This window comes from Ochrobactrum sp. A-1 (genome assembly GCF_022488005.1).
In the GTDB taxonomy this organism is placed as follows: Bacteria; Pseudomonadota; Alphaproteobacteria; order Rhizobiales; family Rhizobiaceae; genus Brucella.
This window is the reverse complement of record NZ_JAKVQC010000007.1, coordinates 1,400,145-1,415,189: the sequence shown is the minus strand read 5'-3', so window position 1 is coordinate 1,415,189 and position 15,045 is coordinate 1,400,145. Positions and strand designations below refer to the sequence as shown.

Sequence of the window (15,045 nt, the reverse complement as noted above, 5' to 3'; positions counted from 1 at the left end):
GGTTAAGCCATTGCCGCGATTGAGCATTTTCAAGGCGTGATGCATGAGCATCTCAGCGTCTCGGTATAAGAGGGAAATAGAGTTATGGCTGACCGGCTTGTCGGAAAACGGATATTCGTCACAGGCGCGGCGCAGGGTATCGGCCTTGCCATCGCACGGGCTTTTGCAAAGGAAGGCGCGCGGCTGTTTCTCATCGACATGGATTTGGAGCGCCTTGAGCATGAAGCTATCGCTTTGCGCGAGCAGGGAGCAGTATTGGGTTTCGCAAAGGCTGATATTTCAGATGCTTCCGCAATCTCTGCAGCCGTTGTACAGGCAAACGACGAGATCGGAGCCGTCAATGCGCTGGTGAATAATGCCGGCATCAATGTTTTTGCGAAACCGCTGGAAACGAGCGACGATCAATGGAACCGTTGTTTTGACGTCAATCTCAAGGGCGCGTGGAATTGCAGCAAGGCTGTTCTGCCGGGTCTGATAGAACAGGGCGGCGGCGTTATTCTCAACATTGCCTCCACCCACGCTTTCACCATCATCCCACACACATTTCCGTATCCGCTGGCAAAACATGCACTGATGGGCATGACCAAGGCACTGGGTCTGGAATATGCACCACAGCAGATCCGCGTGAACGCAATTGCGCCGGGCTATGTCGAGACCCAGAAAAATGTCGATTATTGGAACAGTTTTCCTGATCCCGTGGCGGCGCGAGCGGAAACAATGGCGCTGCATCCGGGCGGGCGGATCGCCTCACCGCATGAAATCGCGATGGCGGCAGTGTTCATGATTTCGGACGAATGCCCGTTCATGAACGCGACATGCCTCACTATCGACGGCGGCCTGAGTGTTCAGCAACATCCTGCATAGGAATTTACCGGAGACACGAAAGCATTTCACTCTCCGTCGTCGGTTTGGGTGACCGTGCTGCCAGGACGAGATCGGTACGGTCTTCAGGTGTTTTTTTCGATGTAGCGTCCCGTCTCCGCAAGCAGTTCCTTCATGTTCTGTCTCGCGGCGGCGGCATCTCCACGAGAGATAGCTTCCGCGACCTGATGGTGGTTCTCGATATTATCGGCGAACGCCTTCGTCGTATAAGGAAACAATGCGTCGAAGATGGCTTCGATGACTTTCTGAAAGCTGAGCAAGACCGGGTTGCCTGTAGCAGCGAGAATCGCCAGGTGAAATGCCTTGTCGGCCGCAACAGCCTTGCTCTCCTCTTCCTGATTGTGTGCCATTCGGCGGTAAGCCTCGATTATTCGTTGTTTTTGGCTCTCGTCGCCGCGTAAGGCAGCAAGCGCTGCAGCCTCCGGTTCTATGATTTGGCGGATTTCGGAAAAGGCCAGCAATTCCTGCTTGGCCAAGGTGCTGGTTGACAGCCACCTTATCAAATCGGCATCGAGCCAGCTCCAATATTCCCTACTGTTGACATGTGTGCCATGCCTTTGCCGCACGGTGACGAGCCCTTTTGCGGACAATATTTTTATCGCCTCGCGAATGACCGTCCGACTGACCTGATATTCTCGCTCCAGCTCAGGTTCCGAAGGAAACACGACATTGATGGCAAACTCACCCGATACGATGCGTCTTCCCAGCGCATCAACCACCGTCTGTGTCCGGTTCGGCTTCTTCTGATTCATATGGCCTTCTCCGCTCGTCTGCTTCTGCGTTGGCACGGGTGAAAGAGATTGGCAACAGGCTAATAGCTTAATCCTGTTTGTCGGGTGTCCAGATCCCAAGCTTCCGCTTCAACTCTAGCAAATTTCGGTCTTGATAATCAAACATCATATGTTAAACGTATGATGTTTAAATCAACCATCAAATGTCGACTGGGGAGGAGACGATGAGTAAGGAACACCAGGCCACAATGCGGAAGATAAATCTCCGCATCTTGCCTTTCTTGATGCTGCTGTACCTGATTGCCTATATCGACAGATCCAATATCTCTGTCGCAGCGTTGGGTATGAATGCCGATTTGGGACTGACCAGTCGAATGTACGGGTTGGCTGCAGGTCTGTTCTTCCTTACCTACATCATCTTTGAAGTGCCCAGTAATGTTGCGCTGACCAAGTTTGGAGCGCGGCGCTGGATTGCGCGCATCATGATCAGCTGGGGGCTGGTGGCCATGGGTATGGCCTTCATTACCAGTGCGTATCAGCTATACGGGATGCGGTTGCTTTTGGGAGCTGCAGAAGCCGGTTTTACGCCCGGCATCATCTATTATCTGGCGCGCTGGTATCCTTCACAGGAGCGCGCGCACGCAATGTCCTTCTTTTACATCGGTGCTGCTCTTGCATCCGTCATAGGGCTCCCACTTTCAGGCCTGCTGCTTCATGCTGACGGAGCTTTGGGCGTGGCAGGCTGGCGCTGGGTGTTCTTCGTGGAAGGTTTGCCAGCGGTCCTGCTCGGATTCGTCGTGTTGTGGTTCCTGCCAGATCGACCGACGGATGCCAGCTGGCTCTCGCAGGCGGAAGCCTATGAACTGGAGCGAAAGATCGACGCTGAACAGGGCACGGGTCAATCTGAGCATAAGACAGGCTGGCAAACAGCATTCCGAAACGGAAATGTCTGGCTGCTTGCTGCCTTCTGGTTGTTGCAGGCATTTGGGACGATTGGAATTACGCTTTTCATGCCCTTGATCGTGCGAGGCATTTCAAGCGGCGACGATCTAGCCATCAGCCTGCTATCCGCCGTGCCTTTCATAGCAGCGTGCATCTTCATGTTCTTTAATGGACGTCATTCTGATAGCACGCGTGAACGCGCCTATCATCTGGGTGTACCGCTGACACTTGCAGGCCTGCTGTTGTTAGCCGCCGTATATATTGGCAATGCCCATCTTTCTTATGTTCTCATCGTTCTGTCGGTCGGCCTGAACTGGGCGGTTATTCCCATCTTCTGGGCTGTGACAACGGAATATGTTTCGGGGCTCACGGCTGCCGTCTCGATTGCACTCATCAATGCACTGGCCAACGTGGCTGGACTGGTGTTGCCTCCCGCTATCGGCTGGATCAAGGACACAACCAATAGCTATGATCTTGCACTCACACTCGTTTCGGCAGCGCTGATACTCGGCGGCTTGTTGGGCATTTCTCTTGCAAAGAAGCTGGCAGCGCCAAAAGGCCTGCAAACGATTATCGATATCCGCAACTCGGCTGATCCTGTCGGCTCCAGCAAAAGACATTGAGATTGATGTATGTCCCGTTTTTCTCCTAGCACCCTTCACGGTATCCACGCCATTCTCTATGCGCTTTTCGATCGGGATGAAAATCTCGATCGCGAAGCGATGCGCCGGCAGACCGAATTGTGCCTTGCGCAGGGCGTGCATGGCGTGGCTGCGCTGGGGCTGGCCACAGAAGCATCCAAGATGAGTGAAGCCGAACGGTGCCAGATCATGCAATGGCTCGTTGAGGACACCAAGGGACAGGTGCCTGTGGCAATCACCATTTATGGTTCATCTGTCGCAGAGCAGGTACGTCAGGTGCGTGAAGCAGAAAGATTGGGCGTTGATTGGCTCATTCTCCAGCCGCCCATGATCGGGCAGTTTCAGGCCCGCGAATATATGAGCTTTTTCGGCCGCGTTGCAGATAGTACCTCTCTTCCGGTTGCCATCCAGAATGCCCCCGCCCTGATGGGCCGCGGCCTGAATGCCGAAGATATTCGTGAGCTCGGTGAGCGGCATCCCAATATAAAGCTGATCAAAGGCGAAGGGCCGGTCGTTGACATTGCCAATCTGATCCAGGTCACCGCAGGACGGATGCCGGTATTCAATGGACGCGCCGGGCTTGAGCTGCCGGACAATCTGCGGGCGGGTTGCAAAGGGCTCATTCTTGCTCCCGATTGTATCGACTACGCCGTCAGGACCTATGAGTTCTTCATGGATGGGTGGGATGAAGAAGCTCAGCATTCCTACGAGACAATGCTCCCGGCGGTCGTCAATACCATGCAGGGCATCGAGCATCTGATGTGCTATGGCAAGCGTCTCTTTGGGCTACGAGCAGGTATCGAAATTTTTGATCGGGCGCCTGCGCTCAGGCCTACCGAAGCTGGATTGGAGATGGTAACGCGTTTCGCCAAGTCTCTTGGGCCTCTGATCTACGAGGACAGCTAAGCGACCGTTGAAGATCGCCACGCAACATTCGTCTCTGTTCCAGCCTAAATATACGGCTCTGTCGAATATTTCAGGGTGTTTGCAAAATGCGGTTGGGACGGAGCGAGCTACCTCTGGGCGTCGTTATGCCATGAGCGTTATGAACTGTTGTTTGAGGAAAAGCGCTTTTTCTGATGAGCAGATGCGAGCATGTCATCCACCATGCCTAACCACATCGTTTCAGCCTCATAGTAAACCATAACAATACCATGACCAATTTATTGGCGTTGACGAATTCCTGGCTAAATGTACTGTTAAATTATAGTATCCACTCCATTATTACGCGTTCATCCAATCGTATATAAAATTAAACATGTGCATATATTGCAAATATTGATTTTGCAATAATAATTTACTTTATAAGTATTGTTCTTTGCGTTTGGAACAGTTTCACTGGGTAGTCAAAAATGAATTTTCGATTACCTACCTGCATGCGCCAGTGAATATGCAATATTATTTCAAATAGATGAGTAATCTCTCACCTATTAGTTCCTTAATCGGTCTTGTATATTGTTCACGCTTACCTCAGTAGCCGATACTGCTGGTGATCACATCTGGCTGCCCTTTGCAATACCTAAGAAAGAAAATCAAATCAGACGGAGATTATAATGTACGCCAGGAATATTCTATTCAGCATATCATGCCTTATGGCATCTGCAGCCTTTATACCTGTAGCTAGTGCAAAAACCACTACTGGTAAGTTGACGGTTAAAATCAATATTAAGCCGTCATGCGAATTAAAGAGTCGCAACAATTCTCTTATTGATTTCGGGAGTGCCGATAATCTCGAAAAAGATCTAATTATGGGAACGACTGACACTTCTGGAATTGAGGTTCAATGCAGCAAGAGTATTGCGTACCAAATCGGCCTTGATGCTGGCACTTCTCCATCAGCACTTGGTGACTATAATACCCGAAGATTAAAATCCGCTGCAAGCCAATATATTTCTTATAATCTCTATAAAGATATTAATACTAAGGCAGTATGGGGAAACGATGAGAAAACTTCCTTACAGAGTACAGGGACTGGGGGAGTACAAAAATTTCCTGTCATAGCCAAGATTCCCAAAAGATCAACACCGCCCGCTGATGACTATTCCGACACGGTGAGTGTTATCGTTACATACTAGTTTCCCTCCCCGGAGATATTTCCATGTCCAGATTTACTGTCTTGCTGGTTTTCGTCTCCGGGTTGGTGTGCGTGAACAGCGTTCAGGCGGCATCCTTGCAAGTATCGCCTGTTTCCCTCGACCTCACCGCGCCAGTCCGTGCATCATCCATAACGCTTCGTAACAATAGTGATGACCGATCCAACGTTCAGATTCGTGTTTACAAATGGACCCAAATCGCAGGGAAAGACCAACTGACACCCGCCACAGATGTTATCGTCAGTCCACCGGCCGCCGTACTACAACCCGACAAGGCTTACACCATTCGCGTTGTCCATCTCACCGCTCCTTCTAGGAGTAGCGAAGAGAGCTACCGGCTATTGATTGATGAACTTCCTGAAATCAATGTCCGTCGTCGCGCTGCCGCCGTCAATTTGGCTACACGCTATTCCATTCCGGTGTTTTTCTCAGATCGCTCTGCAACTGCAGACTTGCACTGGAAAATACAGCGTTCCGGCAAGGAATTGGTGATCGAGGCAACCAATACCGGCAATCGCCATGCCAAAGTTGCCAATTTGACTGCTTCAACATCCGGTAGCCATGTCAATTTTGGCGGAGGCCTCAATGGCTATGTCCTACCCGGTAGCACGGTGCGCTGGACCGCCTCTGCAGGCCCCATTCAGGCCGGTAGCCATGTAAATATTACGGCCAAAGGGGACGATTATGCGGTTAACCAGACAGCCATGGTCTCGGGCCGCTAAATTGACATTGACAGTCTGGTGTCTGCTGATGGCAGGCACCAGATTACCGGGGGCTCAAGAAGCCGTTTCCGCCAGTCAGCAGGCACAAACATTAATGCTGGGTGTCGTCATCAATGGCCAACCTACTGGCGCACTCGCGGCATTCAAACGTCTTCCCAAGGACAAGTTTGCTGCGACACCCGGCGACCTGCAAACTGCCGGAATTAAGCCTGAAACAGGCAAGCTTGGGCAAGATGGCCTGATCGCACTGGATACGCTGGCTGGCGTCACCTGGCGCTATGATGAACCGGGGCAGCTTATCATATTCACGGCCCCGGATGCAGTTCGCGTTCCCAACCGTATTAATGTCGGCTCAACCAGCAAGTCGATCGATTTTTCCAAGGTACGCTCCAATTTTGGCTTTATTCTCAATTATACGCTCTACGGCGCCACGGGCTGGAACGGGGGCTCTCACAGAGCCTTTAGCGGTAGTTTCGATGCACGGTTTTTGACACCTTTCGGCGTCACTTCGACCTCGGCGCTGGGTAAGTTCGACGCAGTTGTAGACAAGACAAATGATTTCAGGAACGGGCTAACCCGTCTTGACAGTTCTTGGCGTTATACCGACCCCGAGAAAGCCCTCGTTTATCAAGTTGGCGACAGCGTTTCAGGCGGTCTTTCGTGGAATTCGTCCTGGCGATTTGGCGGCATCCAGTTCAAACGCAACTTCGCCGTTCGCCCTGATCTCATCACCTCTCCGGTTCCCAACCTGTCCGGAAGCGCTTCCGTGCCTTCCACACTTGATCTTTATCTCAATAACATCAAGACGTTCTCAGGTGACGTCCCCGCAGGGCCGTTCGAATTCAGCGGACTTCCATTTTTCAACGGCTATGGCGATGCGAGCATTGTCATGCGCGATGCGCTGGGCCGGGAAATCCGCACGCGACACACTTATTACTATGGGCCGGATATGGTTGGTAAGGGTGTCTTTGATTGTGAGCGCGACGAACATCCCACCTTTTCTTTTGTGAATGATGCCGCGAGATAAGCTCCTTCATTGATAGGAGCGGACCGGGATGATTGGAGATCGCGCTGATGCCATGCTTGAAGACATGGATGAAGCCAGGCATGAGGGAAAGTATCGTCGGATCGAGGTGATTACCGGCCGGCGGCAGCGGCGGAATTGGACTGACGAGGAGAAGGCGCGGATCCTTGCGGAAAGCGCGGAACCTGATGTTAACATCTCGGCCGTTGCCCGGCGCTGGGGCGTCAATCGCGGCTTGCTGAACGTCTGGCGCCGGGACGCTGGGCTGACCTCTCAACGATCTGCGAGGTCCAGTGCGCAGCAGGCGATGTTCGTGCCGGTGACGGTAGTTGGCGATCGAACGCCGGCTCCAGGCTCGCCGTCAGATGTCGCCCACTTTGCCGCGGGTCGAATTGAGATCGAGATTGCTGGCGCGCGCATGACGGTTATCGGCCCGGTAGCACCTGAACTGGCGCAAGCGATGGTGGCGGCCTTGCGAGGTCGCCGGTGATCGGAGTTTCGCCGAGTGGCGTGAAGATCATGGTGGCTACGCAACCGGTCGACTTCCGGCGCGGCATGAATGGCCTTGTGGCTTTGGTGGCGTCAGCGCTCGCGGCCGATCCCTATTGTGGCGACGTGTTCGTTTTCCGCGCCAAGCGTCTGGATCGACTTCGCTGCATTTACTGGGATGGGTCAGGCATGATCCTGGCGACAAAGTGGTTGGAGAGCGGAAAGTTTGTTTGGCCCCCGATCCGCGATGGTGCGATGCAGATGAGTGCCCAGGAGTTCTCGCTTTTGCTAGCTGGCATTGACTGGACGCGGGTCAAGCGAAACGCGGTGAGACGACCCTCAAAAGTAGGCTGATCCTATTGGTTTTGCTTGAAGATTCAGGCTAATATGATAGGGTCGGTCATGCTGCTTCGACCCGATCCCTTGCCCCAGGATGCTGCGCAATTGACCCGGATCATTCTCTTACTCGACGAAGAGAATGCCGATCTCAAAGCGCGTATTGCCTTCCTTGAGCGCCAGCTCTTCGGGACGAAATCGGAGAAGATGACGATCATCGATCCAGCCCAGGCAACGCTCGACCTGGGCGATCTAAGCGATATTCCCGTTGCAGCCAATGACGATGCCGCACCGGCCGGTGAAGACAAAACACAGGCACGGCGATCGTCTGCCCGCAATATCGGCCGCTTGCCCAAGCATCTTCCGCGCTATGAAGAGATCATTGAGCCGGAGAGCAAGATTTGCCCCTGCTGTTCGTTCGAACTGCATTGCATCGGCACGGACGTCAGCGAGGCGCTCGACATCGTACCTGCTGTTGTCCGGGTCAAACGGACGATCCGGCCGCGCTATGCATGCCGGGCCTGTGAGAGTGCCATCGTGCAAGCACCTGCACCGGCGCGCGTGATGGACGGTGGCATGGTGACCACGGCGTTTGCCGCGCATGTCGCTGTTTCGAAGTTTGCCTGGCATCTCCCGCTCAATCGACAGGCGCAAATGCTGGCCTCCTGCGGTGTCATCATCGATCGCGGTACGCTTGGCGCCTGGGTGATGCGGGTCGCCTGGTGGCTGGAGCTTCTCTATGACGCGCTTACCGCCTTTATCCGCTCGCAGCCGAGAGTGTTCTGTGACGAGACGCCGTTGCCGCGGCTCGAGCCGGGGCGCAAACGAACCAAGGTCTGCCAGTTATGGGCGCAGGCGGTTGACGACCGTCCCTGGAATGGTCCGGCACCGCCGGCCGTGGCCTATATCTTTGCCGAAAGCCGCAGCGCCCGCGAGATCGAGGGGCAATTGTCGTCGTTTACCGGCGTGCTTCAAGTCGATGGATACCAAGCCTATAAAACCATGGTCAAACGTCGGGGCAAGAGCAATGTCGCACCCATGCGGCTGGCCTTCTGCCTTGCTCATGCGCGGCGCAAGTTCGTCGATGTCGTCAAGCTGACGGGTTCTTCGGAGGCTTTGTCGATCCTTGCCAGGATTGCGGAAGTCTATCGGGTCGAAGCAAAACTGCGCGGCGAAAGCGCCGATACCCGGCTCGTCGTGAGACGTCGCGAGGCTGCTCCAGTCATGAGAGAGCTGAAAGTCCACCTCACCGAACTGCGCGACGAGGTGTCGGCGAAATCGGCGCTTGGCAAGGCCGTCAGCTACACGCTCAACCATTGGAGCGGGTTGACAGCCTGCCTTGATGATGGCCGGGTCGAGATCGATTCCAATGTGGTCGAGCGTTCAATGAAATCCGTGGCCCTGACGAGGAAGAATTCGCTGTTCGTGGGCAACGAGCGGGGTGGAAAGACTTTCGCTGTCCTCGCATCGCTCGTCAACACCTGTAAACTGAATGGTGTGGACCCCGAGGTCTGGCTTGCCGATGTGCTGGAGCGCATCATCTCCGGCAAAGTGAAAGCCAACGAAATGGAAAGTCTCCTGCCGTGGGCCTGGAAGGCTGAGCGTGAAGCGATGACGCAGCAGGAGCGACGGGCGGCATGATGCACAACAGCCAGGGGACGACGGATCGACCGAAGCTTGATGACGCGGCGTTCGAAGCCTTTATCAGGGGACGCCGTCCGGCATCGCCAATCTGGTCAATGAGCGGTCTCGATGGTTATCTTACGGCTCTGATCATTGGCCCAAAGTTCATCGACCCACGCAAATGGATCCCGGAACTGACTGGCCCGGACGCCCTGAACCTGCCGATGGAAACAACCGAACATCGGGCCGTGCAGACGATCGTTGCGGAATATAACCGTATCTCGGGGAGCCTCTCTGAAACCCCGAAAGACTACCGGCCCAGGTTCACCAGGATCGATGATCAAACCTTTGATCCGTTCGATTGGGACCTCTGCTTTTTGCTGGCAACAGGATACGCGCCGAGACTTTGGCAGCCGGTTCTTCGCGGTCATGCCGTCACCGGCGATATCATTGCGCCAATTCGCAAGCTCGGCGAGACAAAACGCAAAGCCACCCGCCAGGATGCCGCTGACGTCGCTGAAGCACTCGTCAATATCCGAACCTATTTTATGCCGAAGCGGGCAAAGCAAAAGTTTTGACTGCCAGCCGGAAACCCATTCCGTCAATCACGAAAGACGTGGGCTATTCGTTGCGCTCACCTTTGATTTTTCAACGGAGTTGGGCTTTCCGCGCGTTGGATATGGCTACGACTCTTTTGAATATGATCGCAATCTCGCTGGTTCGGCAAGTGTGCGTTACGGTCTGCCGAACTGGCTCACCACGGAAGCGCATTTCGAAGCTACCCAAGGCTTACTCAATGGCGGCGGCGGCTTCATCACCAGTCTGGGCTCTTTGGGATCGCTCCGAGCGTCGTTGGCCGTTAGTCGCTTCAGTGGACCGGACAGGATCGAAAGCGGCGGCAAAGCCGCGATAGGCTTCCAGACCGGGTATAATGGTTATATATTTTATATCAGCACCAATCGCAATTTTGGCGATTATAACGACATTGGCCTTGTCACTGACCGGCGACATAGCGAACAAGCGCCCATTTCAGTGCGCGCCGGTAGTATCGACAGCATCGGCTTTTCTTTCCCGCTAGGGTTTGATCCCTCTTCGCTTGCTATTAATTACTCTCGCATTCGTGGTGCAGGTAAAGACGACGATGCCAGTCTTCTCAATGTTTCCTGGTCGCGGACAATTTTCAAAAACGCTTCACTTTATGCGACCGGCTATACCGATCTGGATAAACATAACAATTGCGGAATTTTTGTTGGCTTCAGTATTCCTATCGGCGAAAATATGACCGCCTCGGTCAGCGCTGACAATAATGGCCTCGATACGACTTTGACAAAATCCGCGCGTCTTGGCGAGGATCCCATCGCTTGGTCATTGAGGGATCGGGAAAACATAAAAAGCAGAGGCAGCCGTTCGGCAACAGTCGACTATCGATCTTCCTTTGGCGACTTCTCCGGTTCAGTTGACCAGTCCGGTGATGAAGGTCGTATTACAGCCACCGCTGATGGTGCTTTCATTATTGCAGGTGGTGGCATATTCTTTGTCAATCAGGTCAGCGATGCCTTTGCCGTGGTAAAAGGCGGAGGACCGAATGCGCGGGTTTCCCTCAATGGCCGTCATGTCACCAATACCAATTCCGTCGGCCGTGCTTTCGTGCCCGATTTGCAATCCTACCAAAACAACATAATCGCAATTGATCCTACCAATCTGGCTGTAGACCTTCAGCCAGATAATACTCAAGCGATTGTTGTACCTGCTGATCGTTCCGGCGCCGTTATTGATTTCGGTACGAAAAGGATACAAGCCGCAACTGTCATACTGATAGATGCAGATGGCAAACCATTGCCCGTGGGTGCTGAAGTTTTGCGTGAGGGAACCGATCAGCCTGCGATTATGGGCTACGACGGGCGCGTATGGCTTACCGACCTGTCCCCGAAAAACAACCTCACCGTTACGCTACCTGAAGGGTTGGGCACCTGTCACGCCAGTTTTGATTACAAACCTGTGGTGGGCTCTATAGCTGAAATTGCGGGTGTCGTATGCCACTGAAACGGAGAATGTTCATGCGTATGTCCTGTATGCCCCCTAACTGCTGGCTTTCAAATATTCAAAACGCTTCTAGGTTCCTTCCGCCGTTTTGCATAGGAATAATGGTTATCCTGATTTCACTGTCTTCCCCGGCCGCAGCCGGTGGTGGGGTTTGCAGCCTCAGAAGCCTCGGCACATTCGGCAATACAGTGGTCGACATCGTAGCAAACGCAGCCGCATCAGCCACAAGTCGAGTGGAATACAACTGTAGTTCGCCGACGAAATTCAACAGCATTCAGTTTTGTACCTACATACAATCTGCAGATAGCGGCCTCGCAAGCTCAATCGCAAACAACACATTCTATCAGACACGCGACGCCAACTCCCAACTTGCCTGGCAGATGAGGCTGCAAGGCAGCGGAGACATACCTATAGCAAAATTTGGCGGCTCAAAATCGACGGCTGGCTGGACGCATTATGCCAACTGGACGCCAGCGCAGCATAGTACCATTGCGGCACAACAACTGACGCTGACCTATCTCGACCGGCAACAACAAGATCGTGTCCAGTCAGGCGTTTACAGTAATGCTTATCAACTGGTCACACAGTACAAGTTCAACAGTGGTGAAGCATCATCATGTGGCTCCGGCATTGCCAATCCGGATGGAACAATTATCAGCGATTTCATCGCAATCGCGACCGTTACCAAGGACTGCCAGATGGAGAATTTTCAAGACATTGATTTTGGAACCCAAAGCAGCATCGAGATTGCATCTAAGAACGCGGGCCAGCTTCACGCCTATGGTAATGTGGGAATCCGGTGCACGTATAAAACACCTTACAGTATAAGCATTAATACTGGTGACAATGCTGAAAATGGCATCGCCCGGCTGAAAAACGGCAATAATTTTTTACCCTACAAGTTACTTCAAAACGAATGTAAGACTGCGTGGGATGACAAAAGTACTCTTTCAGGCATCGGAAATACCGTCAACGCGATCGATAATCATCAGGTCTGCGCCGAAATCATTACGCCGCTCGCAATAGCACCTGCCGCAGGAGCTTATTTGGATACCGTTATTGTAACCGCAACCTTCTGAAACCAATAAATATGGGCATTGCCGGTTCTGATGGGACGGACGCCCCTCGGATAACTCGATCCCGGCAGACACGGTTTGCGAAGGCGTCCGAAACAGTTGACCCGAACAGCCCAACCGCCGGCAGCAAACAACTTTTGGCAATACCGTATAATCGCCACGTATACGCCAACTCAAACCAAGGCCGTGTAAAGCTACTTAAAAAGAGCGCCGTGAGAATTTTTTGCAAATCTGTTCCAGCCCCCATCTTCTTGCGGTGTTCTCTTTGGCGTGTCTGTGTTGATATCTCATCATGACCACTCAAAACATAGATGAGGATCACATGCTGTTTAAAACCATGATCATACTGGCTTCACTCAGTGTTCCATTGGCTCCGCTTGCTGTACAGGCAAAGCCGGTTACCAAACACACCATGACGGCTTCATTTAAAGCAGATAATTTTAAGGAGCTTTCACCTCACACAACTGAACTGTCAGGAAATGTTTCTATCAAGGTCGGCGGTTCTGAGATAAAGACGGATCGCGCGACGCTGACACGGAAAAATGATAGGACGAAAATCTCCACCAAAGAGTTTGAAATTTCGGTCAAACAATAATCTGACACGGGGTATTCGCGCCGTCCGCCGCCATAATCATTCCAATACGGGGCTGCGTTTGGTATGTCCCGCTCTGTGGTCTGACGCACTGCCTTATGATTAAACTCTTCGCCAAAATTCGACTTATCACAATGCTCTTGCCACCTCAGATTTGGAAATGAAGGCGCCTACAAATCTCGGAGTTAATCAGAAGAGCGTCGGGACTGCGCTAAAAAAGAGTTTCTGCCTTGTTAAATGGCGGCCGCCATCACTGCCTGCTGGCACCCCCGCCTGATTACCAGTCATGAACATTTAGAGCATGTCTCCCAAAAGGGGGAACCGGCTTTTTGGGATAAAGACATGCGTGAAAACAAATAGATAGAGTATTTCCAACAATTCAATCAAAACAGGAAATGCTCTAGGTGCCGTGACAGACACCTGGCGCATTTTTTGAGTAAACAGAAAGCGTTCCCTCGAAGTTAATCACCCCAAGAGAACGCTCTAATCGTAAGTCAACTGTCAGGTGTTATACTTGTCGTGATACATTTGCATCATCGCGATGTAGTCGGCAATGTATTTCGCGTCATACCAAACACCGAACAAGAAGCTGGAGCGGCGCCGCGATTGGAATGGCAATCCCAGGAAGTAGATGCCCGGCTCCTTGGAGACACCAAGTTCGTGAACAGGATTGCCGTCCTCATCGAATAAATCCAACTCAAGCCAGCTATAATCACGCTTGAAGCCTGCAGCCCATATGATCGAGGTAATGCCGGCCTCGGCGAGATTCAGCTCAAGAATGGCGTTCTTCTCGTATTCCGTCGGCGGAAGCAGGTTACGTGCATCAGGATATTCCGGCAGATCAAGCCCATTATACTCAATATATTGATCGATCACATCGAGCGTACTGAGGTAGCTCTTGTTGCCTTCGTCAATGTTCTTGGCCAGATCGTCCGCAAAGGTGAGCTTTCCATCGTTATAACCTTCCGTACGGCCAACCAGAACGGCACCCTTGGAGGCCAACAGACGATAGTCGATTGGCATCTTGGTATGGACGCCGCTGATCGCGAGGGCAATATTCTGGACATTCTTGTCGCGGTTGACCGTATCCCATCGACCCAGCACACCTGTCCAGTATGCGCCTTCACGATCGCGATAAAACCGCGGTGGACGGATGTGACGACCCAATGACAGATAAACCTTGCGACCAGTATCAACCAGTTCTTCAGCGATCTGGCCACCCGAGGCACCCGCACCGACGACAAGCACTGCGCCATCAGGCAATTGGTCCGGATTCTTGTAGGCGACCGAATGCATCTGGACAACGTCGGCAGTTTCAGGAACGATCTCGGGCATTACTGGAACTTGGAACGGACCGGTTGCCGCGATCACATTTATCGCTTCGAAATCACCCGCCGTCGTTGATACAAGAAAGCCCTGCTTCTTGGGCAGCTTCTTGACCGAAAGCACTGTAACATCTGTCCGAACTGGTGCTTTGGTGTTCTCGGCAAAGCTCGAGAGATAGTCGACCAGTTTTTCCTTGGGCGTGAATACATCTTGTTCGATATCCGGGATTCTCATGCTCGGCAGCCGATCGTGCCAAGCTGGACCATTGGCCCGCAGCGAATCCCAACGTGCTGAACGCCAGCTCTCGGCAATTCGCCCCTTTTCGAGAACAACATGGCTGATATTAGCGTTGCTCAGGTGCTCGCTCATCGACAGGCCGGCTTGGCCCGCCCCCACAACTACCGTGTTAACTTTTTCCATTGTTCTTCAAACCTTTCTCCGATGCACAGCCCAAACCTGTTTTCCATTGGCTGAACGAGGCGCGCACCAATCCCGTGCCACCGCACCGGGGAGGAGCGCGGCAGT

Annotated in this window: 15 protein-coding genes; 13 read left to right on the top strand and 2 right to left on the bottom strand. The window is 52.8% G+C overall.

Annotated elements, in window-relative coordinates; translation table 11 throughout:
* The first annotated feature begins 84 nt into the window (after positions 1–84).
* Complete coding sequence (locus MKS82_RS24985; RefSeq protein WP_109989643.1) at positions 85–864, top strand: SDR family oxidoreductase; 780 nt, start codon at positions 85–87, stop codon at positions 862–864.
* Positions 865–947: 83 nt separating this feature from the next.
* Here the strand turns inward: MKS82_RS24985 and MKS82_RS24980 are convergent, their stop codons facing one another.
* Positions 948–1,634, bottom strand: a complete 687-nt coding sequence (locus MKS82_RS24980; RefSeq protein ID WP_109989642.1) for a FadR/GntR family transcriptional regulator — start codon at positions 1,632–1,634, stop codon at positions 948–950.
* A 203-nt stretch (positions 1,635–1,837) separates the two neighbouring features.
* Between MKS82_RS24980 and MKS82_RS24975 the strand changes: the two genes are divergently transcribed.
* From MKS82_RS24975 to MKS82_RS24920, 12 genes are all read left to right on the top strand, one after another.
* The gene (locus MKS82_RS24975) at positions 1,838–3,178 is read left to right on the top strand and encodes an MFS transporter (protein ID WP_109989641.1); all 1,341 of its coding nucleotides are present in this window, start codon (positions 1,838–1,840) and stop codon (positions 3,176–3,178) included.
* A 9-nt stretch (positions 3,179–3,187) separates the two neighbouring features.
* Positions 3,188–4,102 carry a dihydrodipicolinate synthase family protein gene (locus MKS82_RS24970; protein WP_109989640.1) on the top strand — a complete coding sequence of 305 codons (915 nt, stop codon included), beginning with the start codon at positions 3,188–3,190 and terminating at the stop codon, positions 4,100–4,102.
* 686 nt (positions 4,103–4,788) lie between these two features.
* Positions 4,789–5,271 carry a Csu type fimbrial protein gene (locus MKS82_RS24965; protein WP_181394342.1) on the top strand — a complete coding sequence of 161 codons (483 nt, stop codon included), beginning with the start codon at positions 4,789–4,791 and terminating at the stop codon, positions 5,269–5,271.
* Between the two features lie 23 nt (positions 5,272–5,294).
* Positions 5,295–6,011 carry a fimbrial biogenesis chaperone gene (locus tag MKS82_RS24960; RefSeq protein ID WP_109989638.1) on the top strand — a complete coding sequence of 239 codons (717 nt, stop codon included), beginning with the start codon at positions 5,295–5,297 and terminating at the stop codon, positions 6,009–6,011.
* A gap of 28 nt (positions 6,012–6,039) precedes the next feature.
* Positions 6,040–7,038, top strand: a complete 999-nt coding sequence (locus MKS82_RS24955; protein WP_240579456.1) for a hypothetical protein — start codon at positions 6,040–6,042, stop codon at positions 7,036–7,038.
* Between the two features lie 28 nt (positions 7,039–7,066).
* A complete protein-coding gene (gene tnpA, locus MKS82_RS24950; RefSeq protein ID WP_168436537.1) occupies positions 7,067–7,525 on the top strand; it encodes an IS66-like element accessory protein TnpA in 459 nt (152 codons plus the stop codon).
* Positions 7,522–7,878, top strand: coding sequence for an IS66 family insertion sequence element accessory protein TnpB (gene tnpB, locus MKS82_RS24945; RefSeq protein ID WP_105528926.1), 357 nt, complete (start codon positions 7,522–7,524; stop codon positions 7,876–7,878). The genes tnpA and tnpB overlap by 4 nt, the downstream gene beginning before the upstream one ends.
* Positions 7,879–7,926: 48 nt before the next feature.
* The gene (gene tnpC, locus MKS82_RS24940) at positions 7,927–9,501 is read left to right on the top strand and encodes an IS66 family transposase (protein WP_240578979.1); all 1,575 of its coding nucleotides are present in this window, start codon (positions 7,927–7,929) and stop codon (positions 9,499–9,501) included.
* Complete coding sequence (locus tag MKS82_RS24935) at positions 9,498–10,061, top strand: UPF0149 family protein (RefSeq protein ID WP_105528924.1); 564 nt, start codon at positions 9,498–9,500, stop codon at positions 10,059–10,061. The genes tnpC and MKS82_RS24935 overlap by 4 nt, the downstream gene beginning before the upstream one ends.
* The gene (locus MKS82_RS24930; RefSeq protein ID WP_240579455.1) at positions 9,985–11,526 is read left to right on the top strand and encodes a fimbria/pilus outer membrane usher protein; all 1,542 of its coding nucleotides are present in this window, start codon (positions 9,985–9,987) and stop codon (positions 11,524–11,526) included. Before MKS82_RS24935 ends, MKS82_RS24930 begins: the two co-directional genes overlap by 77 nt.
* Positions 11,527–11,627: 101 nt before the next feature.
* Positions 11,628–12,605 (top strand): Csu type fimbrial protein, encoded by a 978-nt coding sequence (locus MKS82_RS24925; protein ID WP_240579454.1) that lies wholly within the window; start codon positions 11,628–11,630, stop codon positions 12,603–12,605.
* Between the two features lie 289 nt (positions 12,606–12,894).
* Positions 12,895–13,197 carry a hypothetical protein gene (locus MKS82_RS24920; RefSeq protein ID WP_240579453.1) on the top strand — a complete coding sequence of 101 codons (303 nt, stop codon included), beginning with the start codon at positions 12,895–12,897 and terminating at the stop codon, positions 13,195–13,197.
* 498 nt (positions 13,198–13,695) lie between these two features.
* Here the strand turns inward: MKS82_RS24920 and MKS82_RS24915 are convergent, their stop codons facing one another.
* Entirely contained in the window at positions 13,696–14,940 is a 1,245-nt protein-coding gene (locus tag MKS82_RS24915; RefSeq protein ID WP_109989724.1) for a flavin-containing monooxygenase, read from the bottom strand.
* Positions 14,941–15,045 lie beyond the last annotated feature (105 nt).